Genomic DNA, 22,964 nt, shown 5'->3' on the forward strand with positions numbered 1-22,964 from the left:
GGGAGCCGACCCTGCCCGAGCTGCCGCGGGCCGAGCGCGCCGGCATCTACGACGGCATGGTGGACGCCCTCGCCCGGCTGCACCTGGCGGATTGGCAGAGCATCGGCCTCGAAGGCTTCGGCCGGCCCGGCAACTACTTCGCCCGGCAGATCTCGCGCTGGACCAAGCAGTGGCAGACCTCCAAGACCCGTGACAACCCGGCCCTGGACCAGCTTGCCGCCTGGCTGCCGGCCCACATCCCGCCGGGCGACGACACGGTGATCTGCCACGGCGATTTCCGGCTCGACAACATGATCTTCCACCCGACCGAGCCGCGGGTGATCGGCATCCTGGATTGGGAGCTCTCGACCCTCGGCCACCCCATGGCCGACCTCGCCTATCACTGCATGCCCTATGTGAACCCGCCCGAGGCGTTCCGCGGCATGGCCGGGCTCGACCTCGCGGCGCTCGGCATTCCCGACATGGCGAGCTACGTCGCGGCCTACGCGGCCAAGACCGGGCGCACCGAGCCGATTACGCCCTTCCACCTCGCCTTCTCGCTGTTCCGGATCGCCGCCATCCTGGAAGGCGTGCTGGCGCGGGGCCGCCAGGGCAACGCCTCCTCGGCCGACGCGACCTCGCATGGCGAACGGGCCACGCTGCTGGCCGCCCGCGGCTGGGAGATCGCCCAATCCGGCCCGTGACATCTCGGGCCGGGCCTCCCGAATTGACTATTCGGCCGGCCGGAAGAACGCTGGCCTGCTCGGCCGCAGCGCCGGGGCTGACCTTGGGAGGACACCGATGCTGACACGTCGCGGCTTCACGGCCTTCGCGTCATGCGCGATCTGCACCATCACGGGTTTCGCGGCCACGGAGGTGTCCGCCCAGGGCGCGCCGGCCGCCACCTCCGGTCTTCGCCGCAAGGTCCTGTCGCAGGTGGACGGTCCGGCGCCCGGCTATGTCACCATCGTGGCCGAGGTCGAGATCGATGCCGACGTCATGGTGGCCCGGCACACGCATCCGGGCATCGAATCCGGCTACATCCTGAGCGGCGAAATCGACCTGCCGATCGAGGGACAGGCCACCAAGACCTACAAGGCCGGCGACGCGTTCCAGGTGCCGCCCAACACTCCGCATGCCGGCGTCAAGAGCGGCGCCAAGCCGGTCCGCATCGTCAGCACCTTCGTGGTCGAGAAGAGCAAGCCGCTCGCCTCGCCGGCCTAGCTGGCCGAGCCTTCACGCAGCCGCTAGAGCGTCACCATGCAGAGCCCCTTTTCTCTGGAGGGTCAGGTTGCCGTCGTGACCGGCTCCTCCCGCGGCATCGGCCGGGCGAGCGCCGAACTGCTGGCCCGGCTCGGCGCCCGGGTGGTGGTCTCCAGCCGCAAGGAGGAGGCCTGCCGTCCGGTCGCGGAGGCCATTCGGGCCGCCGGCGGCGAGGCCGAGGTGATCGCCTGCAACATCGGCCGCAAGCCCGAGGTGGAGGCGCTGGTCGCCCGCACCCTGGACCGCTTCGGCCGCATCGACGCCCTGATCTGCAATGCAGCCGTGAACCCGTTCTACGGCCCGATGAGCGAACTGCCGGACGAGGCGTTCGACAAGATCATGGGCTCCAACGTGAAGTCGAACCTGTGGCTGGCCAAGCTGGTGATTCCGGGCATGGCGGAGCGGGGCGGCGGCTCGGTCGTGATCGTGTCCTCCATCGCCGGGCTGCGCGGCACGGAGATGATCGGCGCCTACGGCATCTCGAAAGCCGCCGATTTCGCGCTCGCCCGCAACCTCGCCGTGGAGTGGGGGCCGAAGAACGTTCGGGTGAACTGCGTCGCGCCGGGACTCGTCCGGACGGATTTCGCCAAGGCGCTCTGGGAGGACGAGGCGAAACTCGCCCAGCGCAATGCCGGCACGCCGCTCCGCCGCATCGGCGAGCCGCATGAAATCGCGCCCGTGGTGGCGTTCCTCGCCTCCTCCGCGTCGAGCTTCGTCACCGGCCAGGTGATCGTCGCGGACGGAGGGGTCACAATCGCGTGAGAGACCCTGTGACGATGCCAAATTCCCCCGCACGCTGGCGCGACATCCTCGGCGGGCGGCTCGCGATCCCGGTGATCGGGGCGCCGCTTTTCATTGTTTCGAATCCCGCGCTGGTCATTGCGCAGTGCAAGGCCGGCATCGTCGGCTCCTTTCCGGCCCTGAATGCCCGCCCGGCATCGCAGCTCGACGAGTGGCTGCACGAGATCCGGGAGGCACTCGCGGCGCACGATCGGGCCCATCCGGACAGCCCCGCGGCGCCCTTCGCCGTCAACCAGATCGTCCATCGCTCCAACGCACGGCTCGAGCAGGACCTGGCGGTCTGCGCCAAGCACAAGGTCGAGATCGTCATCACCTCGCTCGGAGCCAACCCCGAGTTGAATCAGGCCGTCCACGGCTGGGGCGGCATCACGCTGCACGACGTGATCAACCAGCGCTTCGCCCGCAAGGCGGTCGAAAAGGGGGCGGACGGACTCATCGCGGTAGCGGCCGGGGCCGGGGGCCATGCCGGCGCGACCTCACCCTTCGCGCTGATCCAGGAGATCCGGGCCTGGTTCGACGGCCCGCTGATCCTGTCGGGCGCCATCGCAACCGGGCGGGCGGTCCTGGCCGCCCAGACCCTGGGGGCGGATTTCGCCTATATCGGCTCGCCCTTCATCGCCACGCACGAAGCCAACGCCCCCGAGCGCTACAAACAGATGATCGTCGAGAGCGCGGCCGACGACATCGTCACCTCGCCCGCCTTCACGGGCGTGAGCGGCAACTACCTCGGCCCCTCCATCGCCGCCGCCGGGATGGACCTCGGCAAGCTGCACGAGCTCGAGGCGGTGAGCATGGATTTCGGCCCGGGCCGCGACGACACCCGCAAGGTGAAGGCCTGGCGCGACATCTGGGGCTCCGGCCAGGGCATCGGCGCCGTCAAGGCCGTCATGCCGGCCGGAGAGTTCGTCGAGCGCCTCGGGGCCGAATACGCCGAAGCCCGCCTGGCGCGCCCGCGGGTGCCGCTGCGGGAGGAGAGGCCCGCGGCCGGGCGGGCCGCGTGAACGCTGCCGGGAGCGGGGGCGGGCCATCCGCCTGCACCGTCGAGGAGCTCGGCCTGCGGGTCGGCCAGGAGATCGGCGTCTCGCCCTGGCGGCTCGTCGCCCAGGTCGATCTGGATCGCTTCGCCGACGCCACCGACGACCACCAGTTCATCCATGTCGACCCACGCCGCGCCGAGGCCGAGACGGCGTTCGGCGGCACCGTGGCGCACGGTTTCCTGACGCTCTCGCTGCTGAGCGCCTTTGCGCGCGAGGCCCTGCCCGAGGTGGCCGGGCGACGGGTGGGCGTGAATTACGGGCTGGACCGGGTGCGCTTCGTGGCGCCGGTCCGCAGCGGCTCGCGGGTCAGGGGCCGCTTCGTGCTGCGCGAGGTGAGCCGGCGCGGGCCGGCCGAGATGCTGCTGCGCCACGGCGTCACCGTGGAGATCGAGGGCGCGGCCAAGCCCGCCCTCGTCGCCGAATGGCTCACCCTCGCGGTCCTCGGCTGAGGGCCGCGGTCAGGCCGCGCTCGGCTGAGCCCGCAATCCGCTCGCCACGTCGCGGTTGATCCGCACGAGGAGGCCGAGCTTCTCGGGCGCCGGCTCCATCAGGATGGCCAGCGTGCGCTGAAAGATGACGGCGGCGAGTTGCGCGACGTTCTGCTTGATCTGGGCCGGCAGGGGATTGTCCGGCTCGGTCGCCGAGGTGGCGAGGATCGTCCAGATCTTACGGTTGTAGGCGAGTGCAGCGCCGAGCTCGTTCCGCTCGGGCTGCCAATTGTCTTGCGCCGCCTGGAGTTGCTGGGCGGCCTTCAGCAGAATGGCGGCTTCGACCTCACGCGGCGACTGCGTCGTCCGGGCTGTCTTCGCATAGGCGCTCGCGGCCACCGAATGCATGATTTATCAGCTCCTGCTCATAGGCGATCAGCGACTTCGCCGTCTTGAGCGCCTTGTACAGATCGCCGCTTAAAACCTCGTTGTTGATCCGCGCGATGTAGGGCATCGCGCTCGGCACGGCGCCCAGGAATTCGCGCACCAGCGGGATATAGGTCTCGGAGGCCTCGGCTGGCCCGGTCAGGTACATGAGCTGCAGCGCGAGATAGATCTTCCGGGCGGGCGTGGTCGCGGTCGCCGGGGTCAGGATGTCCTTCTCCCGCAGGATGGGGGCGTCCCCTTCGATGAAGAAGCGCACGCGCTGGTCCCCGCTCCGAACCACGGCGGTGCCGATGATGATGCGCTCGCCGGGTTTCAGCTCGACTTTGAGGCTCATGGGATCATCCTTCTGGAGACCGCTGCGCGACCTTGGCTCAGCCGAACAGCTTCAGCACCGACTGGTCCGCCTGGGCGGAGAGGGACAGCGCCGTCTGTGACAGCGACTGCTTGGTCTGGAGAGCGAGCAGGTTTGCCCCCTCCTCGTTCAGATCCGCATTCACGAGCGCATCCGCCCCGGCCGTCAGGGTGTTGACGATCTGCTTCGTGAAATCCTGCCGCGTCTGCGTGACGGCCAAGGTGGAGCCGAGCCGCGAGGCCTGGCTCGCCAGGGCTCCGGTCGCCCCCTCGATCAGGCTCAGGATGGCCCCGACGGCGTTTCCGTCGGCGAAGTTCGCGGCCGTGATCGCGCTGAGGCCGAGCCCGGACGAGGTGGCCGATGTGCCGGCCACGTCGAGCCGCGACGTGTTCTTCTCGTTGAACAGGATCGAGAGCGTGTCGCCGGTCAGGAGGTTGATGCCGTTGAAGCTGGAATCCTTGGCCAGCGTGTCGATTTGGCGGAGCAGGTTGTTGTACTGCGTGACCAGGTTGTCGCGGGCGTCCGCCCCGCTTCCGCCCCGGACCGGCAGCGTGCTGCTGGTCGTGGTGAACTTCGATCCCACGCCGGTCAGGGTTCCGGTGACGGAGAAGGTCTGAGACGCGGTCTGGGTGGTGGTCGAGAAGCTGAGCTTGCCGCTGCCGTCCAGCGTCGCCGAGAGGCCAATGGAGGCCAGCCGGGAGTTGAGGTCGTCCATGGTCTTGACGGCGTCCGGCGTGGTGGCCGGATCCCCGAAGCGCACGGTCAGCGGCACGCCGGTGCCGACGGCGAAGGTCAGGGTCTTGCCGTTGACCGGATTGGTGGAGGCCGTGGCCCCGGCCGTCAGGCCGAGCGCGGTCAGGCTGGCGGCCGTCGAGGGGGGCGTGTCGGACGTGCCGCTGATCGTCACCGACGAGAACGGATCGTTGGACGTGAGCTTCAGCTTGCCGGCGGCGTCGAACTGCGCCGTGACCCCGATATTGGCCGTGTTGTTGATCTTGGTGAGGATCGCCTCGGCGGTGTCGCCGGCCGCGATTGTGACCTTGCGGCCGTTGATGACGACATCGCCGGCGTCGCCCGCCGCGGCCGTGTAGGTGGTGAGGGTGGCGGTGCCGGTGACCGTCGCGGTGCCGGCGGTTCCCCGCAGGTCGGCAGCCGAGGCCCCGACGAAAGGCGAGCTCGATGCGAGCGTGGCCTGGGACGTGTAGGCGCTGGTGCTCTGCAGAGCCTGCTGGGTCGTCGACTTCAGCTGCGCGACGATCCTGGAAATCGACGTGATGCCGCTGTCCGCCGCCTTCAGGGTCTGGACCGAGTTGCTCATCGAGTCGAGCAGCGCAGTCAGCGCGTTGGCTCGACTGCTGAAACCCTGTGCCGTGAAGAAGCTCGTGGCATTGTCGAGCGCCGTGTTGACCCTCTTGCCGGTCGCCAGGCGGTTCTGCGTCGCTTGCTGCAACGCAGAGGTGTTCTGGAGCGCCAGCAGCGAATTTCGGGAGGCGTTCGAGAGAACAATGTCGGACATGGGGGGAACCCGGTCTCGGCCGAATCCTTCGACCTCACCGCCCATGTTTTTCCGTTAACCCTAATAAAACGTAAACACCGCTGAATCCGGGGCCAGGTGTCAGTTGTCGTGTCCTATCCGAAACAGAATGGCGAGGCCGAAGCCTCGCCATTCCGCAGCCCGTGAAGGCTCAGCCGGTTTACTGCAGGAGGCGCAGCACGCCCTGCTGGGACTGGTTGGCCAGCGACAGCGCCGACTGGGCCAGCGACTGGCTGGTCTGGAGCGCGAGCAGCTTGGTCGCCTCCTCGTTCAGGTCGGCGTTGACCAGGTTGTCTGCACCGGTCGACAGCGTGTTGGCGAGTTCCTTCGTGAACTCCTGACGGGTCTGCACCACCGCCAGGCTGGCGCCGAGCTTCGACGACAGGCTGGACAGCGTGGTCTTCGAGCCTTCAAGCGTCGACAGGACACTGTTGATGCCGTTGCCGTCGTTGAAGTTCTGCGCCGCCACCTTCGACAGACCGAGACCCGAGAAGGACCCGTCCTGACCCGTGATCGCCAGCTTGGAGCTGTTGGTCTCGTTGAAGACGAGCGTCAGCGAGTCGCCTTTCAGCAGGTTGAGGCCGTTGTAGCTGGCGTCCTTGGACAGGGTGTCGATCTGGTCGAGCAGCGAGTTGTACTGCGTGACCAGGGCGTCGCGGGCATCGGCGCCGGCGCCGCCGCGGACAGGTGCCGAGCTCGTGACGTCCGAGGTCGTGACACCCGCGACAGCCGAGTCTGCCTTGACCTTGAAGGTCTTGGACGCCGTGTCGCTGGTGGTCCCGAACTTCAGAACGCCCGTCGAGTCGACGCTCGCGGTCAGGCCGACGGTGGAGAGCTTGGCGTTCAGGTCGTCCAGCGACTTCACGGCGCCGGTGGTGGTGGCCGGATCGCCGAACTTGACGGCGAGCGGGCCGCCGGTGCCGACCGTGAACGTCAGGGTCTTGCCATCCAGGATCCCCGGGCCGCTGCCGGCGGCCTGGGTGCCGGCGGTGAGGCCGAGCTTGCTCAGACCCGTGCCGCCGAGCGTGAGCGCGGTCGAGGTGTCGCCGGCCGTCACGGTGACCTTGTGCGAGGTCGCGTCGAGGGTGGCGGTGGCGCTGGTGCCAGCCGCCGTGGCGATCTTGGCCAAGAGCACGCTCGCCGCGTCGCCCACGTTGACCTGGTCGCCCGTCGCGCCGGACGCCACTGCCGTGATCGTGGTGCCATTCACGACGAAGGTGTCGCCAGCGGAAACCGCGGTCGGAAGGGCGCTCAGGAGGGTGGCGCTGGTGGCCGTGCCGAGGGCCGTACCGGTCGCGGTGGCGGCCGTGTTGGCTCCGCGCAGGTCGGCGCCGGTGGAGCCGGCGATCGCCGACGTGCTGTAGGACGCCTGCGAGGTGTAGGCCGAGGCCGAGGCAAGCGCCTGCTGACCGGTCGACTTCAGCTGATCGACAAGCTTGGTGATCGAGGTGATGCCGGCATTGGCGGCCTTGATCGTCTGAATGCCGTTCGACACCGAGTCGAGCAGGCCGGAGACGGCGCTGGCCCGGCTGTTCAGCGAGGACGCCGTGAAGAACGAGGTGGCGTTGTCGAGAGCCGAATTGACCTTCTTGCCGGTCGACAAGATGTTTTGGGACTTGTTGGTTTCCGCGGAGATGGTCTGGAGCGCGAGAAGATTGGACTTCACGGCGCTGGAAATCGTGACGGACATCGAAGAACCCTTCTGGTTCGGCCTTGAGGCGGGTCACCCTTCCTGGGCGAACCACCCTAGTTTCGACGTCTCGTTCTAAGGTTCCGTAAATCCTGCCCGGCCCCGTGCCCCATGGTTAACGGCCGCTGTCGCGGCGGTGCGCTCCTCAGAGGCGAGCGGAGTAGACCAGCGGCCGGGCGCTGGCGGCGGCAGGCGCAGGCGCGCCGTAGCCACGCGGGCTCGAGCGCCGGGCGACCTCCTCGGCCACCCCTCTGACGAGCCCTTCGGACACGGCCCGAGCGGTGGCCACCACGGTTTGGTTGCGCTCCACGGCGGTGCGCAGTGCCACCTGGGCGGCCTGCAGACCTGGCAGGGCGTGCGGGGCGAAACGGGCCAGCGCCACCGCATTCCTCTTGGCGTGTTCAAGGCCCAGCATGTAGCCCGCCGCAAGCTGCGATTTCCGCTCCTCGCGGGCGAGCCCCTCCCGGATGCGGCCCGCCGCCAGATAGGTGCTCTCCTCCTCGAGCAGGGCCGTGAGTTCGCCGATCGTGCCCGCGAAGGCGGCCACGAAGCTCTCGGCCTCCACAGGCCCCGTGAGACCAGGACGCGCGGCGCGGGGTTCAGCCACGGGACGCGCCCTCCTGGATGCGCAGCATCTGCCGGTAGACGCTGTCGGCCAGGCCGATCCCGCCCGATTTCACGATCTGGCCGGCGTGTTCCTTGACCAGCATGGACCGGTAGACGGAGCCGCCCGTCCCGCCATTGCCGAGTGGTCCGTCCTCGCCCGCCGCCTCGGTGAGCCGGTCCAGGGTCTGTTCCAGGAACACCGTTTCGAAGTCCTTCGCGGTCTTCTGCAGCTTGTCCTTGCCGGGAAGGCCGGAGGCCGTTCCCGGGGCGCCGCCATCGACCAGCCCGCCGATCAGATCCGCGGCGACCGACAGGCCCAGCATGGCCAGGGGAGCTACCATCACATCACCTCGATTTCGGCTTGAAGGGCGCCGGCGGATTTGATCGCCTGCAGGATGGAGATGAGGTCGCGTGGGCCGATGCCGAGCGCGTTGAGCCCATCCACGAGCTCGCGCAGGGAGACGCCCTCGCGCACGATGGCGAGCTTGTTGCCGTCCCCGGTATCGACCTTGACCCGCGTCCGGGGCACGACCTGCGTGGTGCCCTCGGTGAAGGGCACGTTGGGCTGGCTCACCTCGGGCGCTTCCGAGATCGTGACCGTGAGATTGCCTTGGGCGACGGCGACCTGCGACACCCGCACGTCCCGGCCCATCACGATGATCCCCGAACGCTCGTCGATCACGATCCGGGCGATCTGGTCGGGCTCGACCCGGAGCTGCTCGATCTCCGTCAGGAGCTGGACCATGTTGCCCCGGTATTTGGCCGGGATCTGGATCGCCACGGTGCCGGGATCGATCGGCTCCGCCGTGTCCGACCCGAGGAAATCGTTGATGGCCGCCGCGACCCGGCGCGAGGTGGTGAGGTCCGGGTTGCGGAGCGAGAGCCGGAGCCCGCGCTGCGCGTTGAGCTTGAACTCGATCTCGCGCTCGATCAGCGCCCCGTTGGAGATGCGGCCCACCGTGGGCACACCCCGGGTGACCTTGGCGGCCTCCCCTTCGGCCTGGAACCCCGCAATCGCCACCGATCCCTGCCCGACGGCGTAGACCTCGCCGTCCGCGCCGAGGAGGGGAGTCACGAGCAGCGTTCCGCCCTGCAGCGACTTCGAATCGCCGAGCGCCGACACGGTGATGTCGAGCCGCGTGCCCTGGGTGGCGAAGGCCGGGAGGCTGGCCGTCACCATGACGGCGGCGACGTTCGCCGTCCGGAGCGTCGCGCCCCTCGTGTTGACGCCGAGCCGCTCCAGCATGGCGGTCAGCGACTGCTTGGTGAAGGGCGCGTTGTTGAGCGTGTCGCCGGTGCCGTTCAGGCCGACCACCAGGCCGTATCCGACCAGATTGTTCTGCCGCACGCCCTCGATCGTGGCCAGGTCCTTGATCCGGGACATGGCCGCAGCGGGGCCAGCGGTCAGCAGACACCCGCACAGGGCCGAGGCCAGGGAGGCGGCGAGGAGCGCGGGACGAAGGAGGCGGTGCATGAGTGACCGGGCGCGAGGGGCTTTGCTGCTCCCTCGCCAGCCTCGTGCCACCTCTAAGCCATTGATTTCCCAGACTCTGATTGCGGCCGGCCCGACGAGCTGCCGGGCAATCGCCACCCAGGGCCGGCAACATCTGCCGCCCTCTTCAGGAAGTCTTAACCATGTCGGGCCGATGTCAGGGCGAGGTGAGACCGACCATGCGCATCGATTCCAGATTCGCCCCCGCCCAGGTCGCCGCCGGCCCTCGTCCGGCAGCCGGCCCGGCCCGGCCCGGCTTCCGCCTTGCCGCGACCGAGTCGCAGAGCGGCGCCCCGGCCCGGGCCGCGGCCCCACTCGCCACCCTCGACGCCATCCTCATGCTGCAGGGCGACGACAGCTCGGCCGAGCGCAGACGGCGCTCCGCCCGCCGGGGCCAGGACCTGCTCGACGCGCTGGACGGGCTCAAGGCCGCTCTTCTGGGCGGCGCGGTGCCCCTGCAGGAACTTGGGCGGCTCACCTCCGGGCTCGCGGCCGCCTCGGTGGCGAGCGGCGACCCGACGCTGGACGGCATCGTGGCGGCGATCGAGCTGCGCGCCCAAGTCGAACTGGCGAAGCTCGGCGGCGGCTGACCCCTCCCCTTCGGCCGGCTCAACCCGCCGGGGCAGCTTGAACCCCACCAACCCGCGTGCTAGGGCACCGGCGCCTTGCCGACGGATGCTATCCGACGCGGGCGATCCATCCCGACACGGTGCGGATACGGGGTCCGCCGGCGCCGCCGGCGCGAGCCTCGAAGAGCGACGAGAGACAGGTGGCTGACACACAGGCAAGCGAAGGTCCGGGCGTGTCCGGCGTTGCGGCGCGTTACGCGTCCGCGCTGTTCGACCTCGCACGCGACGAGAACCAGATCGACGCGGTCAGCCGTGATCTCGAGTCGTTCCAGCGGATGCTCGACGAGAGCGCCGACCTGCGCCGGCTGATCCGGAGCCCAGTCTTCTCCGCGGCGGAGCAGCGGGCTGCGGTCGATGCGGTCCTGCTCAGGGCCGGCATTGGCGGCGTCGCCGCCAACCTCCTCAGGCTGGTCGCTTCCAAGCGCCGGCTCTTCGTCCTTCCCCAGATGATCCGGGGCTACCGCGCGCTGGTGGCCCGGTCTAAGGGCATCGTGTCCGCGGAAGTCCGGCTCGCCGAGCGACCCTCGGCCAAGGTCATGGACGACATTCGGTCCGCCCTCCGCGACATGGCGGGCTCCGAGGTCGACATGGCCGTCAAGATCGACCCGTCGTTGATCGGCGGACTCGTGGTCAAGGTGGGCTCCCGCATGGTCGACGCCTCCCTGAAGACCAAGCTCAATTCCATACGCATTGCGATGAAAGAGGCCCGGTGATGGACATCCGCGCCGCCGAGATTTCGGCGATCCTGAAGGAGCAGATCAAGAACTTCGGTGAGGAAGCCGAGGTCACCGAGGTGGGCCAGGTCCTCTCGGTCGGTGACGGCATCGCGCGCTGCTACGGCCTCGACAACGTCCAGGCCGGCGAGATGGTGCAGTTCGAGTCCGGCGTGCAGGGCATGGCCCTGAACCTCGAGCAGGACAATGTCGGCATCGTGATCTTCGGCTCCGACCGGCAGATCAAGGAAGGCCAGACCGTCAAGCGCACCGGCGCCATCGTCGAGGTGCCGGTCGGCAAGGGCCTGCTCGGCCGCGTCGTCGACGCGCTGGGCAACCCGATCGACGGCAAGGGCCCGATCCAGGCCGCCGAGCGTCGCCGGGTCGACGTCAAGGCCCCCGGCATCATTCCCCGGAAGTCGGTGCACGAGCCGATGGCCACCGGCCTCAAGGCCGTCGATGCCCTGATCCCGATCGGCCGCGGCCAGCGCGAGCTGATCATCGGCGACCGCCAGACCGGCAAGTCCGCGATCGCGCTCGACACCATCCTGAACCAGCGTCCGCTGAACCAGGGCAACGACGAGAGCCAGAAGCTCTACTGCGTCTACGTTGCCATCGGCCAGAAGCGCTCCACGGTCGCCCAGTTCGTGAAGACGCTCGAGGAGCACGGCGCTCTCGAATACTCGATCATCGTGGCGGCGACCGCCTCCGACCCGGCCCCGATGCAGTTTCTGGCGCCCTTCGCCGGCTGCGCCATGGGCGAGTTCTTCCGTGACAACGGCATGCACGCCGTGATCATCTATGACGACCTGTCCAAGCAGGCCGTCGCCTATCGGCAGATGTCGCTGCTGCTGCGCCGCCCGCCGGGCCGCGAGGCCTATCCGGGCGACGTGTTCTACCTGCACTCGCGCCTGCTCGAGCGCGCCGCCAAGATGTCCGACGCCAAGGGTGCGGGCTCGCTGACCGCGCTGCCGGTCATCGAGACGCAGGCCAACGACGTCTCGGCCTACATCCCGACGAACGTGATCTCGATCACGGACGGCCAGATCTTCCTCGAGACGGACCTGTTCTACCAGGGCATCCGGCCTGCCGTGAACGTCGGTCTGTCGGTGAGCCGCGTCGGCTCCGCCGCTCAGACCAAGGCGATGAAAAAGGTCGCCGGCAAGATCAAGGGCGAGCTCGCGCAGTACCGCGAGATGGCAGCCTTCGCGCAGTTCGGCTCCGACCTCGACGCCACGACCCAGCGCCTGCTGAATCGCGGTGCACGCCTGACCGAGCTCCTGAAGCAGCCGCAATTCTCGCCGCTGAAGATGGAAGAGCAGGTCGCCGTGATTTGGGCCGGCACCAACGGCTTCCTCGACGGGCTGCCGGTGAACCGGGTGCGGGCCTTCGAGGACGGCATCCTGGCGACCATGCGCGGCAAGCATGCGGACGTTCTCGATGCCATCCGCACGTCGAAGGACCTGACGGCCGACAGCGAAGCCAAGCTCCGCGGCGCCGTCGAGAGCTTCGCCAAGACCTTCAGCTAGCCCCCGTAGGGCTGACGGCCGGGCTTGTCCCGGCCACCTCGATCCAAAAGGACTCGCGACCGAAGCGGGGTGCCCGGCCAGCCGGGCATGACAGCAGGTGGGGCCGAGAGCAAAGATCCGATGCCATCGCTGAAAGACCTCCGCAACCGCATCGCCTCCGTGAAGGCGACGCAGAAGATCACCAAGGCCATGCAGATGGTCGCGGCCGCGAAGCTGCGCCGGGCGCAGTTGGCGGCGGAGGCCGCACGGCCCTTCGCCGAACGGATGACCGCCGTGATGGCCAACCTGTCGGGCGGCATCACGATCGGCCCGGAGAGCCCGCGGCTTCTCGCCGGCACCGGGCAGGACCGCACACACCTCCTGATCGTCTGCACGGCCGAGCGCGGCCTCTGCGGCGCCTTCAATTCCTCGATCTCCCGGCTCGCGCGCGAGCATGCGGTCCGGCTCATGGGCCAGGGCAAGACGGTCAAGATCCTGTGCGTCGGCAAGAAGGGCCATGACGTCCTGCGCCGCCAGTTCGGGCAGCAGATCATCGACCTGGTGGACCTGCGGGCCGTGAAGCAGATCGGCTACGGCGAGGCCGAAATGGTCGCCTCGAAGGTGCTCAACCTGTTCGAGGCCGGCGAATTCGACGTCGCGACGCTGTTCTTCTCGCGCTTCCGTTCGGTCATCCAGCAGATCCCGACGGCGCAGCAGATCATCCCGGTCGAGCTCGGCACGGGCACGAGCGACGTGACCGCCAACGAGGCGGTCTACGAGTACGAACCGGACGAGAACGAGATCCTGGCGAGCCTCCTGCCCCGCAACGTGGCGGTGCAGGTCTTCCGGGCGCTGCTCGAGAACGCGGCGTCCGAACAGGGCGCCCGCATGAGCGCCATGGACAGCGCGACCCGCAACGCCGGGGACATGATCAAGAAGCAGACGCAGATCTACAACAGGTCGCGTCAGGCCATGATCACCAAGGAACTCATCGAGATCATCTCGGGCGCTGAGGCGCTCTGATCCCTACGAACGAAGGAAGCATCATGTCCGCCGCTCTGGCCATGCCGACCGCCAACCCGAACCCGACCGGCCGCATCACGCAGGTGATCGGGGCCGTCGTCGACGTGCAGTTCGAGGGGCACCTCCCCGAGATCCTGAACGCCCTCGAAACCACCAACGGCGGCAACCGCCTGGTCCTCGAAGTGGCCCAGCAGCTGGGCGAATCCACCGTCCGCTGCGTCGCCATGGATACATCCGAAGGCCTCGTCCGCGGTCAGCCCGTGCGCGACACCGGGCAGCCCATCCTGGTGCCCGTCGGCCCCGGCACGCTCGGCCGCATCATGAACGTCATCGGCGAGCCGGTGGACGAGGCGGGCCCGATCTCGTTCCAGATGACGCGCGCCATCCACCAGGAAGCGCCGACCTACGCCGAGCAGGCGACGGAAGCCCAGATCCTGGTCACCGGCATCAAGGTCGTCGACCTCCTCGCCCCTTACGCCAAGGGCGGCAAGATCGGCCTCTTCGGCGGCGCCGGCGTCGGCAAGACCGTGCTGATCATGGAACTGATCAACAACGTCGCCAAGGCGCATGGCGGCTTCTCGGTGTTCGCCGGCGTCGGCGAGCGCACGCGTGAGGGCAACGATCTTTATCACGAGATGATCGAGTCCGGCGTGAACAAGCACGGCGGTGGCGAAGGCTCGAAGTGCGCCCTCGTCTACGGCCAGATGAACGAGCCCCCGGGCGCCCGCGCCCGCGTCGCCCTGACCGGCCTCACGGTCGCCGAGCAGTTCCGCGACGAGGGCCAGGACGTGCTCTTCTTCGTCGACAACATCTTCCGCTTCACGCAGGCGGGCTCCGAGGTGTCGGCGCTTCTCGGTCGCATCCCGTCGGCGGTGGGCTATCAGCCGACGCTGGCCACCGACATGGGCAACCTGCAGGAGCGGATCACCACCACGAACAAGGGGTCGATCACCTCGGTTCAGGCGATCTACGTCCCGGCCGACGACCTGACTGACCCGGCCCCGGCCACCTCCTTCGCCCACCTTGACGCCACGACCGTGCTGTCGCGGTCGATCGCCGAAAAGGGCATCTACCCGGCCGTGGACCCGCTCGACTCCACCTCCCGCATGCTGTCGGCGGCGATCGTCGGCGAGGAGCATTACGCGGTGGCTCGGCAGGTGCAGCAGACGCTGCAGCGCTACAAGTCGCTGCAGGACATCATCGCAATCCTCGGGATGGACGAGCTCTCGGAAGAGGACAAGCTGTCGGTGGCGCGCGCCCGCAAGATCGAGCGCTTCCTGTCCCAGCCGTTCTTCGTCGCCGAGATCTTCACCGGCTCGCCCGGCAAGCTCGTCGCGCTCGAAGACACGATCAAGGGCTTCAAGGGCCTGGTCGAGGGCAAGTACGATCACCTGCCGGAGGCGGCCTTCTACATGGTCGGCACGATCGAGGAGGCGGTGGAGAAGGCCCAGCGTCTCGCCGCCGAGGCGTGACGCCATTCTCCCTCGTCCCGGGCGCGGCTTCGCCGCGTTCCGGGACCCAGGTACACGGCACGGCGGCGGATCGCGGCTCTGCGCCCAGCTCCAGCCGGGATGACGGTGAGTAAGACAGAGATGGCCACCCTGCACTTCGAACTCGTCGCTCCCGAGCGCGTCCTCTTCTCCGGCGAGGTCGAGGCCGTGATGCTGCCCGGGAGCGAGGGCGACATGACCGTCCTGCCCGGCCACGCGCCCGTGATGTCGACGCTCCGGGCCGGCTTCGTGGTGGTCACCAGCCACAAGGACCAGGGCTCGCGCGTTCTGGTGCGCGGGGGCTTCGCCGAGATCAATCCGGCCGGTGTCATTGTCCTGGCCGAGCGCGCGACGCCGCTCGAGGAACTGACCCCCGAGCTGATCGACCGCGAGATCCTCGAGGCCGAAACGCAGCGCGACGGCTCGGCCGATTACGAGGCCCGCGAAGCCGCCAACGCCATGATCGCGCAGCTGCGCGAGGCGCGCGAGACGCTCAAGTTCTGAGCGGGGACGCACAGCCCCTCATCCTGACCCTGGCGCTGGACGGCGCCAGCTTCGCGCGGCTCGACGCCCTGCGCCGGCTGCACTTTCCGCCGGACCGGAACCAGGTTCCGGCGCACCTCACCCTCTTTCACGCGCTGCCCGGGACCGAGCGGGACAGCATCGTCCGGCACCTCGCCGCCCTGGCCGTCCGGCAACGCTCGTTTTCCCTCGAAGCGACGGGCTTCCGCTCCCTCGGCCACGGCGTCGCCCTCGCCTTTGCGTCGGCCGAACTGGTTCGCCTGAGGCAGGCGCTGGCCCGGGAATGGGCCGATTGGCTCTCGGCGCAGGATTCGGCCCGGATCGCCCCTCACGTCACCGTGCAGAACAAGGTCGCGCCCGAGGCGGCGCGCCGCCTCCTGGCCGAGCTCCAGGGCGAATTCCAGCCCTTCACCGCACGGGCGGAGGGGCTGCTGCTGTGGCGCTATCTCGGTGGCCCCTGGGAGCGACTGAGGCTCTTCCGCTTCGCGGCCTGAGCCGCTTCCGGATCAGTCCAGCAGTGTGAATTCCAGCAGCAGCGTGCGCTGAAAGGGCGAAAAGTTGTCGTCCGACAGCAGCGTCAGCACCGTGGCGCCGTCCGCCTCGTCGCGATGGAGGCAGAGCCCTTCCATGTTGTCGATGCCGTCCCGGCCGTCGAGGTCCAACAGCAGGGGCCCGTCCAGCAGGGCGCCGGGCTGGATCGCATCGCGACCGACGCGCCGAATCCGGCAGCGCACGCCGCTGAAGGGCGAGAAGAACCGCTCCAGAAGCAGAAGCTCGCCGCCCGGCAGGAAGGCCGCATCCGTGATGTCGAACCCGTCACGCCGGACCACGTCGAATTGGAACGAGGCCGGGTGCCGCAGCACCCATCCGACGGTGGGTGAGTCCGCACCCCGGCGGGCCCGCTCGGCGATCGCGACGAGGCTCCCGGCGAGGGCATGGCCGGCAGGTGCGAACGCCAGGGCCTCGATGCCGGCATTGGCCGGCAGCTCGCGCAGCGCCGGGGGAACGGGCATCGCATGCCCTCGGGCCACCACGCCCTCGGCACCCCAGGCGAACCGCCGGATGGCGTGCTCCCGCTCGACCGCCACATAGGCGTCCGACCCGCCCATCGCCAGCGCCTCCGCGTCGTAGCCGCGGGTGGTGCGGATCGGCCGTCCGGCATCGTCGAGGATGGGGCCGAGCGTGGCCGCCGACAGCCCCGACAGCCGCCCGGCGCTGCGCTCGATCCGGGCGGTCAGCCAGTGTCCCCGGTCGGAGATCGCGACGAGGTCGCGGCCGCCGTCCGGCTGTCGCCAGAGGCCGGACAGGCCGCCGAACCCGGCCGCCGCCGAGGTCAGGACGAGGCCAGACCGGAATTCGAGCTGGCCAAAGCGGGTTTGCGGCGAGTCCGGAGGGCCAAGTGCCCCGATCGGGTCGGCCCGGATCTCAATCCGTACCGGCGCGTCCGGCCCGGAGAATGGCTGCAGCCACCAGAAGGCCGCCGCCCCGCCGAGGCCAACGAGCCCGAGCCCTGCGGCCGCAAAGGCGCGCCGGCTCGGCCTCACCGGGCGGCCCGGCGCCGTCCTCCGCGAGCCGCCGGCGCGGCCGCCTCCTCGAACAATTGCGCCAGGTTGTCGGTCATGGCGCCGCCGAGTTCCTCGGCGTCCACGATGGTGACGGCGCGCCGGTAATAGCGGGTGACGTCATGGCCGATGCCGATCGCGATGAGTTCCACCGGCGAGCGCGTCTCGATCTCCTCGATGATGTGGCGCAGGTGGCGCTCCAGGTAGTTCCCGGAATTCACCGAGAGTGTCGAATCGTCGACCGGCGCGCCGTCGGAGATGACCATCAGGATGCGACGCTGCTCCGGCCGGGCGAGCAGCCGCTGGTGCGCCCAATCCAGCGCCTCGCCGTCGATATTCTCCTTGAGCAGCCCCTCGCGCATCATCAGGCCGAGGTTGCGACGGGCCCGGCGCCACGGCGAATCGGCAGATTTGTAGACGATGTGCCGAAGGTCGTTCAGCCGGCCCGGGCTCGCCGGCTTGCCGTTCTGCAGCCAGCTTTCGCGCGATTGCCCGCCCTTCCAGGCCCGCGTGGTGAAGCCCAGGATCTCGACCTTCACCCCGCAGCGCTCCAGCGTCCGGGCCAGGATGTCGGCGCAGGTCGCCGCGACCGTGATGGGCCGTCCCCGCATCGAGCCCGAATTGTCGAGCAGCAGGGTCACCACCGTGTCGCGAAACTCGGTGTCCTTCTCCCATTTGAAGGACAGCGGCTGGTGCGGATCGAGGATGATCCGGGGCAGCCGGGCCGGATCGAGGATGCCCTCTTCCAGGTCGAAGTTCCAGGAGCGGTTCTGCTGCGCCAAGAGGCGGCGCTGCAGGCGGTTGGCCAGGCGGCCGACCACGCCCTGCAGATGCGAGAGCTGCTTGTCGAGATAGGCCCTGAGCCGCGCCAGCTCCTCCGGATCGCACAGTTCCTCGGCGTCGACCTCCTCGTCGTACTTGGTCGTGAAGGCGTGGTATTCGGGGCCGCGCGCCTCGTTCTGGCGGGAGGGCGGCGGGCGCCAGGCTTCCGAGGCCTCGTCGGCGTCGGATTCGTCCATGTCCTCCTGCATCTCGCCGGAGGGCGCGTCGGCCGATTCGGTGGCGCCGTCGTCGTCCATGTCCTCGCTGGACTGGTCGTCGAGTTCCACCTCGCTGCGCTCGCCCTGCTGGCGCTCGTCCTGCTCCCCGTCTCCGCCCTCGGACGGATCCGACGATTCCTCGCCGTCCTGGTCGTCGTCCTGGTCGCGGTCGAAGGATGCGTCGTCCGCCATGTCGAGCGACGACAGCAGCTCCCGCACGGAACGGCCGAAGTTGCGCTGGTCCTCCAGGCTGTCCAGCAGCCCGTCCAGGTCCCGACCGGCCCGCTCCTCCACGAAGTCGCGCCACAGCGCGACGATCTTGGCTGCCGGCGCCGGCGGCTTGCGTCCGGTGAGGCGCTGCCGGACCATCAGCGCGATGGCATCCTCGAGCGGCGCATCGGCCCGGTCGGTGATGTCCTCGTACTTGCCGCCACGATGGTAGCGGTCCTCGATCATGGCCTCGAGGTTGTCCGCGACGCCCGCCATGCGGCGAGCCCCGATCGCCTCCACGCGCGCCTGCTCGACGGCGTCGAACACGGAGCGGGCAGTCTGGTTCTGGGGCGCGAGCCGGCGGTGCATCGCGGCGTCGTGACAGGCGAGCCGAAGCGCCATGGCGTCCGCATGGCCGCGGACCACCGCGACGTCTTCGGGCGTGACCCGGCGAGGCGGCTCGGGCAGCCGGGCCTTCTCGCCCGACAGAACGGGCCGGTCCGAGGCGAAACTGACCTCGAGATCCGGCCGTCGGGCGAGCGCCCGCATGCAGCCCGCAATCGAGCGTTTCAGGCCCTCGTTCGGGGCATCCTTGCGGTCGCCGGGCTTGCGGTTGGAGATGGTCACGCGCCGAGCTTCTCGGCGAGGTCGGCCAAGCTCTCGGCGGCGATGTCGACCTGGACGGTCGGCGCGGTCTCCCCCGTCCCGGGTCCGTATTCGTCGGGACGGGCGACATGGGCGGTCCGCAAGCCGCAGGCCGCCGCCGCCTTGAGGTCGTAGGAATGGGCCGCCACCATCATGCAGCGCTCCGGGGGCAGCCCCATGGCCTCCGCCGCCGCCAGGTAGACCGCGGGCTTCGGCTTGTAGTCCCGGGCCACGTCGGCACCCAGGATCGCGTCCCAGACGAAGTCGTTGTGGCGGGCGAGGTCGACCATCAGGCCGATATTGCCGTTCGAGGCGGGCGCGAGCCGGAAGCGCCGGCGCAGCCGCGACAGGCCGAACTGAACGTCGGGCCAGGCGTCGAGCCGATGCCACAGGAGGTTCAGCCGGGCCAGAACCTCCTCGTCGAGGTCCTGCAGGCCGAAACGGGGCAGGATGCGGTCCAGGTTTTCGCGATGCAGCACGTCGAGCCGCACATAGCCCCGGCTGCCGTCCCGCACCCCCTCCATGCCGATCTGGTATTCCGCCCGCCAGGCGTCGGCAAAGGCGAGCCCGTCGATCTCCCGGCCGATCAGGCCGGGCGCCTCGCGGGAAATGGAGCCCCGCCAATCGACCAGCGTGCCGAAGACGTCGAAGAACAGGGCTTCGACGGGCAAATCAGGAGCCTCGGTCATGGTCGCGATCCCGCGGCTGTCAGCTCAGCGCCACGTTCACGGCGCTCTCCGGCAGCTCCTTGCCGAAGGAGCGCTGGTAGAATTCAGCCACCAGCGCGCGTTCGAGCTCGTCGCATTTGTTGAGGAAGGTGAGCCGGAACGCGAAGCCGAGATCACCGAAGATTTCGGCGTTCTCCGCCCAGGTGATCACGGTTCGGGGCGACATCACGGTCGAGAGATCGCCGTTGATGAAGGCGTTGCGGGTCAGGTCCGCCACCCGCACCATCTTGTTGACCGTGTCGCGCCCCTCGGGCGACCGGTAGTGGTGCGCCTTGGACAGGACGATGTCGACCTCGACGTCGTGGGGCAGGTAGTTGAGCGTGCTCACGATGGACCAGCGGTCCATCTGCGCCTGATTGATCTGCTGCGTGCCGTGATAGAGGCCGGAGGTGTCGCCGAGGCCGACCGTGTTGGCTGTCGCGAACAGCCGGAAGGCGGGGTGCGGCCGGATCACGCGGCTTTGATCGAGCAGGGTGAGGCGCCCGGAGGATTCCAGCACCCGCTGGATCACGAACATCACGTCCGGGCGTCCGGCGTCGTACTCGTCGAACACCAGGGCGACGTTGTTCTGGTAGGCCCAGGGCAGGATGCCGTCCCGGAACTCGGTGACCTGCAGCCCGTCCTTGATGACGATGGCGTCCTTGCCGACCAGGTCGATTCGGGACACGTGGCTATCGAGGTTGATGCGGACGCAGGGCCAGTTCAGCCGGGCCGCGACCTGCTCGATATGCGTGGATTTTCCGGTGCCGTGATAGCCGGTCACCATCACGCGGCGGTTGCGCGAGAAGCCCGCCAGGATGGCCAGGGTGGTCGGCGGGTCGAAGATATAGTCCGGATCGGTATCCGGGACGTGGGTCTCGGCTTGCGAATAGGCCGGCACCTCGAGGTCGGTATCGATTCCGAAGACCTGCCGGACCGAAACCTTCATGTCCGGCACGGCCGGCGCGGACTCTTTCGTGATGAGCATCAGAAGCCTCTTCGGCGGAGAGCTCGGAGCGGAAGCCCTGCCGCGCCTCGGGTCGGCGGCCTCGCGGCCGCAACCGTCTTAGCCCCGCCCCTCCGGCCGTGCAATTTGCCGCAAGCCCAGACTGACGCGGACTCGCATCAGCATAGGCCGGCGGCTTTCAGTGTGTCGTGCGCCCGGATGATGTCGCGCAGCCGGTCCTCGAAGGAGCGGTCGCCGCCGTGAGCGTCCGGATGGAAACGCTTCACCAGGGCCTTGTACTGCGCCTTGATGGTCGGGGCATCGGCATTTTCCTCGAGGCCCAGCGTCTCCAGCGCCTTAATCACCAGGCCCGGCCGCCGCGTCCGCTCCGGCTCCGGGGCGCGGCGCGCATGCGACGGGCGGCCCGACCGGAGGATGCCGAGCGGGTCGAGATAGTCGAACTCGGTCGGCGACGGCGCGCCGTCCTTGCGACGCCGGCTGCCGTTCACGCCCATGTCCCAGGTCGGACGGTGCCCGATGGTGGCATCCTTCTGATAGGCCATCACCGCGTCGTCGGGCATGCCGGCGAAGTAGTTGTAGGTCTTGTTGTATTCGCGCACGTGCTCCAGGCAGTAGCGCCAGTACTGCCCCTCGTTGCCGCGCCCCTTGGGGGCCCGGTGGAGGCCCAGCCCGCGGCATCCCGGATGATCGCAGCCAGGCTCGGCCCGGCGGCGCGGCTCGTCAGCGGCCGGCTTGATCCGGATGCGGTCGAAGAAGGGCGAATTGAGATCCATGTCGGGTCGATTATGGGTGGTCAGGTCCGGGTCGGGCAAGCCTGCCCGGCCAAGATGAAACGCGAGGAGCGTTCGGGTGACGTTAAGAGACTGGATTGCCGAGAGGCTGAGCCGCGAGTTTGCACCCGCGTCACTCTCGGTCGAGGACGAATCCTCTCAGCATGCCGGCCATAGCGGCTGGCGTGAGGGGGGCGAAACCCATTTCAGGATCGATGTCGTGTCGGCCGCCTTCGTCGGCAAGAGCCGCGTCGAGCGGCACCGCCTGATCAACGCGGCCCTGGCCGAGGCGTTCGGCCGCGGCCTCCATGCCCTGGCCATCAAGGCCCGGGCACCGGACGAGTAGCCTCCGCCGGCCGCTCGGGCGCGAAGGCGTAGATCAGCAGCGAGACGGCCAGAACCGCCCCGAAGGCGGCGAAGAGCTGGCCGTAGGCCGCCGTGGCGCTGGTGCCGAGCGCCAGCTCCGCCTTCACGAAACGGCCTGATACCCACTGCACCAGTCCGGCCCCGCCGATGAAGGCGAAGTTCATGAAGGTGATGCCGCGGCCCAGCAGCCCCACCGGCATGAAGCGGCGCGCATGCCCCATGAGGATGGCATAGGTCGTGCCGAAACCGCCGACGATGGCCAGAAGGGCGGTTGCCGCCAGGGCATGGCCCGGACCGAGCAGAGCCAGCCCGAAGAAGCCCAGCATGGCGATTCCGCTGCCGGCAGCCGTGATGACCCTGGCGCCGAAACGCACCTCCAGCGGCCCGAGCAGCAGCGCCCCCACCGACATGCCGACCGCCATGGCCAGGGCGGCATCGCCGATGCCGTTGGCATCGAGCTGCTGCACGGAGCCCATATAGGGGCCGATCCACAGCGCTCGCGTCGCAATCACGACCGCATAGCTCGTGGCCGTGAGGGGCAGCAGCAGCCAGAGCGCCCGGATGCTGCCGATGGTCTTCAGCCCGCCGAGCAGGGAGCGGTCGTCGGTTCCGGCCGGCACGGGCGGCGGGTCGCGCACCACCGCCCAGACCACCACGGCGACCAGCCCTGTGACGGCCGCGATGGCCAGGAACGAGGCCCGCCAGCCGAAGGTCGCCGCGGCCCAGACGAGCGGGCGGGCGCCCAGCAGATTGCCGACCGAGCCGAGCCCCAGCAGCACCGTCGAGGCAAGGGCGAACCGCTCCGGCCGATACAGGCGGCCGAACACATACATGCCGGCCATGTAGATCGGCGAGCAGCCGATCCCGATCAGGGCCATGGCCGCGATGGCCCCGGCATAGCCCTGTGCCACGCCGAGCGCGGCTGCGCCGGCCACCGTCACGGCAAGCCCGACAGTGAGCGAGATGCGCGGCCCATAGCGGTCGAGCCCGTAGCCCACGGCAAATTGCGCGGCCGCGAAGGCCACGAACCAGGCCGCCGACAGGTCGCCGAGTTCAGCCGGTCCGAGCGACAGGTCCCGGCCAAGATCGCCGGCGACCACGGCCAGGAACGAGCGGTAGAACTGGCTGAGCGTGTAGGCGAGCAGCAGCGCGAGAAAGAGCGGCACGTGCGGCAGACGCTCTC

Annotated in this window: 26 protein-coding genes; 13 read left to right on the forward strand and 13 right to left on the reverse strand. The window is 69.1% G+C overall.

Annotated elements, in window-relative coordinates; genetic code table 11:
• From JWR86_RS12260 to JWR86_RS12280, 5 genes are all read left to right on the forward strand, one after another.
• Window positions 1–683, forward strand: a 683-nt coding sequence (locus JWR86_RS12260) for a phosphotransferase (protein WP_299565751.1), incomplete at its 5' end; no start/stop codon positions are given.
• A 97-nt stretch (window positions 684–780) separates the two neighbouring features.
• The gene (locus JWR86_RS12265; protein WP_299565755.1) at window positions 781–1,203 is read left to right on the forward strand and encodes a cupin domain-containing protein; all 423 of its coding nucleotides are present in this window, start codon (window positions 781–783) and stop codon (window positions 1,201–1,203) included.
• A 36-nt stretch (window positions 1,204–1,239) separates the two neighbouring features.
• Entirely contained in the window at window positions 1,240–2,004 is a 765-nt protein-coding gene (locus JWR86_RS12270; RefSeq protein WP_299565758.1) for an SDR family NAD(P)-dependent oxidoreductase, read from the forward strand.
• Window positions 2,005–2,018: 14 nt separating this feature from the next.
• Window positions 2,019–3,044, forward strand: coding sequence for a nitronate monooxygenase family protein (locus JWR86_RS12275; RefSeq protein WP_299565761.1), 1,026 nt, complete (start codon window positions 2,019–2,021; stop codon window positions 3,042–3,044).
• Window positions 3,045–3,097: 53 nt separating this feature from the next.
• Window positions 3,098–3,529, forward strand: a complete 432-nt coding sequence (locus JWR86_RS12280) for a MaoC family dehydratase (protein WP_299565840.1) — start codon at window positions 3,098–3,100, stop codon at window positions 3,527–3,529.
• A 9-nt stretch (window positions 3,530–3,538) separates the two neighbouring features.
• Here JWR86_RS12280 and flaF read toward each other — a convergent pair whose 3' ends face one another.
• The 7 genes from flaF to JWR86_RS12315 all read right to left on the reverse strand — a co-directional run bounded on the left by flaF (window position 3,539) and on the right by JWR86_RS12315 (window position 9,611).
• A complete protein-coding gene (gene flaF, locus JWR86_RS12285) occupies window positions 3,539–3,916 on the reverse strand; it encodes a flagellar biosynthesis regulator FlaF (protein WP_299565764.1) in 378 nt (125 codons plus the stop codon).
• A complete protein-coding gene (gene flbT / locus JWR86_RS12290) occupies window positions 3,855–4,289 on the reverse strand; it encodes a flagellar biosynthesis repressor FlbT (protein ID WP_299565767.1) in 435 nt (144 codons plus the stop codon). The genes flaF and flbT overlap by 62 nt, the downstream gene beginning before the upstream one ends.
• 37 nt (window positions 4,290–4,326) lie before the next feature.
• Window positions 4,327–5,823, reverse strand: a complete 1,497-nt coding sequence (locus JWR86_RS12295) for a flagellin hook IN motif-containing protein (protein WP_299565770.1) — start codon at window positions 5,821–5,823, stop codon at window positions 4,327–4,329.
• A 178-nt stretch (window positions 5,824–6,001) separates the two neighbouring features.
• Complete coding sequence (locus JWR86_RS12300; protein WP_299565773.1) at window positions 6,002–7,531, reverse strand: flagellin; 1,530 nt, start codon at window positions 7,529–7,531, stop codon at window positions 6,002–6,004.
• Between the two features lie 145 nt (window positions 7,532–7,676).
• Window positions 7,677–8,138 carry a hypothetical protein gene (locus JWR86_RS12305; protein WP_299565776.1) on the reverse strand — a complete coding sequence of 154 codons (462 nt, stop codon included), beginning with the start codon at window positions 8,136–8,138 and terminating at the stop codon, window positions 7,677–7,679.
• A complete protein-coding gene (locus JWR86_RS12310; protein ID WP_299565779.1) occupies window positions 8,131–8,478 on the reverse strand; it encodes a rod-binding protein in 348 nt (115 codons plus the stop codon). Before JWR86_RS12310 ends, JWR86_RS12305 begins: the two co-directional genes overlap by 8 nt.
• Window positions 8,478–9,611, reverse strand: coding sequence for a flagellar basal body P-ring protein FlgI (locus tag JWR86_RS12315; RefSeq protein WP_299565781.1), 1,134 nt, complete (start codon window positions 9,609–9,611; stop codon window positions 8,478–8,480). The genes JWR86_RS12310 and JWR86_RS12315 overlap by 1 nt, the downstream gene beginning before the upstream one ends.
• Before the next feature lie 197 nt (window positions 9,612–9,808).
• On the opposite strand from JWR86_RS12315, the gene JWR86_RS12320 reads away from it, so the two are divergent.
• The 7 genes from JWR86_RS12320 (at window position 9,809) to JWR86_RS12350 (ending at window position 16,008) form a co-directional block, all read left to right on the forward strand.
• Entirely contained in the window at window positions 9,809–10,219 is a 411-nt protein-coding gene (locus JWR86_RS12320) for a flagellar assembly protein FliX (protein WP_299565784.1), read from the forward strand.
• Between the two features lie 179 nt (window positions 10,220–10,398).
• A complete protein-coding gene (locus JWR86_RS12325; RefSeq protein WP_299565788.1) occupies window positions 10,399–10,971 on the forward strand; it encodes a F0F1 ATP synthase subunit delta in 573 nt (190 codons plus the stop codon).
• Window positions 10,971–12,500, forward strand: a complete 1,530-nt coding sequence (gene atpA / locus JWR86_RS12330) for a F0F1 ATP synthase subunit alpha (protein WP_299565791.1) — start codon at window positions 10,971–10,973, stop codon at window positions 12,498–12,500. Before JWR86_RS12325 ends, atpA begins: the two co-directional genes overlap by 1 nt.
• Before the next feature lie 120 nt (window positions 12,501–12,620).
• Window positions 12,621–13,502, forward strand: coding sequence for a F0F1 ATP synthase subunit gamma (locus tag JWR86_RS12335; RefSeq protein WP_299565794.1), 882 nt, complete (start codon window positions 12,621–12,623; stop codon window positions 13,500–13,502).
• Between the two features lie 23 nt (window positions 13,503–13,525).
• Window positions 13,526–14,974: a F0F1 ATP synthase subunit beta gene (atpD, locus tag JWR86_RS12340; protein ID WP_299565797.1), complete on the forward strand. Its 1,449-nt coding sequence runs from the start codon at window positions 13,526–13,528 to the stop codon at window positions 14,972–14,974.
• Window positions 14,975–15,094: 120 nt separating this feature from the next.
• A complete protein-coding gene (locus tag JWR86_RS12345; protein WP_299565844.1) occupies window positions 15,095–15,496 on the forward strand; it encodes a F0F1 ATP synthase subunit epsilon in 402 nt (133 codons plus the stop codon).
• Window positions 15,497–15,531: 35 nt separating this feature from the next.
• Window positions 15,532–16,008 carry a 2'-5' RNA ligase family protein gene (locus JWR86_RS12350; RefSeq protein WP_366914582.1) on the forward strand — a complete coding sequence of 159 codons (477 nt, stop codon included), beginning with the start codon at window positions 15,532–15,534 and terminating at the stop codon, window positions 16,006–16,008.
• Between the two features lie 12 nt (window positions 16,009–16,020).
• Here JWR86_RS12350 and JWR86_RS12355 read toward each other — a convergent pair whose 3' ends face one another.
• The 5 genes from JWR86_RS12355 to JWR86_RS12375 all read right to left on the reverse strand — a co-directional run bounded on the left by JWR86_RS12355 (window position 16,021) and on the right by JWR86_RS12375 (window position 21,418).
• A complete protein-coding gene (locus tag JWR86_RS12355) occupies window positions 16,021–17,058 on the reverse strand; it encodes an esterase-like activity of phytase family protein (RefSeq protein WP_299565800.1) in 1,038 nt (345 codons plus the stop codon).
• Complete coding sequence (gene cobT, locus JWR86_RS12360; protein ID WP_299565802.1) at window positions 17,055–18,953, reverse strand: cobaltochelatase subunit CobT; 1,899 nt, start codon at window positions 18,951–18,953, stop codon at window positions 17,055–17,057. The genes JWR86_RS12355 and cobT overlap by 4 nt, the downstream gene beginning before the upstream one ends.
• On the reverse strand, window positions 18,950–19,660 hold the full coding sequence (locus JWR86_RS12365; protein ID WP_299565805.1) for a haloacid dehalogenase type II: 711 nt from the start codon (window positions 19,658–19,660) through the stop codon (window positions 18,950–18,952). The genes cobT and JWR86_RS12365 overlap by 4 nt, the downstream gene beginning before the upstream one ends.
• Before the next feature lie 19 nt (window positions 19,661–19,679).
• A complete protein-coding gene (gene cobS / locus JWR86_RS12370) occupies window positions 19,680–20,666 on the reverse strand; it encodes a cobaltochelatase subunit CobS (RefSeq protein WP_299565808.1) in 987 nt (328 codons plus the stop codon).
• 137 nt (window positions 20,667–20,803) lie between these two features.
• On the reverse strand, window positions 20,804–21,418 hold the full coding sequence (locus JWR86_RS12375) for a DnaJ domain-containing protein (RefSeq protein ID WP_299565811.1): 615 nt from the start codon (window positions 21,416–21,418) through the stop codon (window positions 20,804–20,806).
• 76 nt (window positions 21,419–21,494) lie between these two features.
• Here JWR86_RS12375 and JWR86_RS12380 point away from each other — a divergent pair, with 76 nt between their 5' ends.
• Complete coding sequence (locus JWR86_RS12380) at window positions 21,495–21,761, forward strand: BolA family protein (protein ID WP_299565815.1); 267 nt, start codon at window positions 21,495–21,497, stop codon at window positions 21,759–21,761.
• Here the strand turns inward: JWR86_RS12380 and JWR86_RS12385 are convergent.
• Complete coding sequence (locus tag JWR86_RS12385; RefSeq protein ID WP_299565818.1) at window positions 21,736–22,947, reverse strand: MFS transporter; 1,212 nt, start codon at window positions 22,945–22,947, stop codon at window positions 21,736–21,738. The genes JWR86_RS12380 and JWR86_RS12385 overlap by 26 nt on opposite strands.
• Window positions 22,948–22,964 lie beyond the last annotated feature (17 nt).

Origin of the sequence: Enterovirga sp. (genome assembly GCF_028290205.1) — a bacterium.
Lineage (GTDB): Bacteria > Pseudomonadota > Alphaproteobacteria > Rhizobiales > Beijerinckiaceae > Enterovirga.

Bases quoted from the DNA above. Each gene is read 5' to 3' on its own strand.
- JWR86_RS12265 (WP_299565755.1), top strand. From the start codon at position 781: ATGCTGACACGTCGCGGCTTCACGGCCTTCGCGTCATGCGCGATCTGC.
- JWR86_RS12365 (WP_299565805.1), bottom strand. From the start codon at position 19,660: ATGACCGAGGCTCCTGATTTGCCCGTCGAAGCCCTGTTCTTCGACGTC.
- JWR86_RS12335 (WP_299565794.1), top strand. From the start codon at position 12,621: ATGCCATCGCTGAAAGACCTCCGCAACCGCATCGCCTCCGTGAAGGCG.
- JWR86_RS12320 (WP_299565784.1), top strand. From the start codon at position 9,809: ATGCGCATCGATTCCAGATTCGCCCCCGCCCAGGTCGCCGCCGGCCCT.
- atpD (WP_299565797.1), top strand. From the start codon at position 13,526: ATGTCCGCCGCTCTGGCCATGCCGACCGCCAACCCGAACCCGACCGGC.
- JWR86_RS12275 (WP_299565761.1), top strand. From the start codon at position 2,019: ATGCCAAATTCCCCCGCACGCTGGCGCGACATCCTCGGCGGGCGGCTC.
- JWR86_RS12310 (WP_299565779.1), bottom strand. From the start codon at position 8,478: ATGGTAGCTCCCCTGGCCATGCTGGGCCTGTCGGTCGCCGCGGATCTG.
- JWR86_RS12315 (WP_299565781.1), bottom strand. From the start codon at position 9,611: ATGCACCGCCTCCTTCGTCCCGCGCTCCTCGCCGCCTCCCTGGCCTCG.
- flaF (WP_299565764.1), bottom strand. From the start codon at position 3,916: ATGCATTCGGTGGCCGCGAGCGCCTATGCGAAGACAGCCCGGACGACG.
- JWR86_RS12345 (WP_299565844.1), top strand. From the start codon at position 15,095: ATGGCCACCCTGCACTTCGAACTCGTCGCTCCCGAGCGCGTCCTCTTC.
- JWR86_RS12300 (WP_299565773.1), bottom strand. From the start codon at position 7,531: ATGTCCGTCACGATTTCCAGCGCCGTGAAGTCCAATCTTCTCGCGCTC.
- JWR86_RS12270 (WP_299565758.1), top strand. From the start codon at position 1,240: ATGCAGAGCCCCTTTTCTCTGGAGGGTCAGGTTGCCGTCGTGACCGGC.
- cobS (WP_299565808.1), bottom strand. From the start codon at position 20,666: ATGCTCATCACGAAAGAGTCCGCGCCGGCCGTGCCGGACATGAAGGTT.
- JWR86_RS12295 (WP_299565770.1), bottom strand. From the start codon at position 5,823: ATGTCCGACATTGTTCTCTCGAACGCCTCCCGAAATTCGCTGCTGGCG.
- flbT (WP_299565767.1), bottom strand. From the start codon at position 4,289: ATGAGCCTCAAAGTCGAGCTGAAACCCGGCGAGCGCATCATCATCGGC.
- atpA (WP_299565791.1), top strand. From the start codon at position 10,971: ATGGACATCCGCGCCGCCGAGATTTCGGCGATCCTGAAGGAGCAGATC.
- JWR86_RS12375 (WP_299565811.1), bottom strand. From the start codon at position 21,418: ATGGATCTCAATTCGCCCTTCTTCGACCGCATCCGGATCAAGCCGGCC.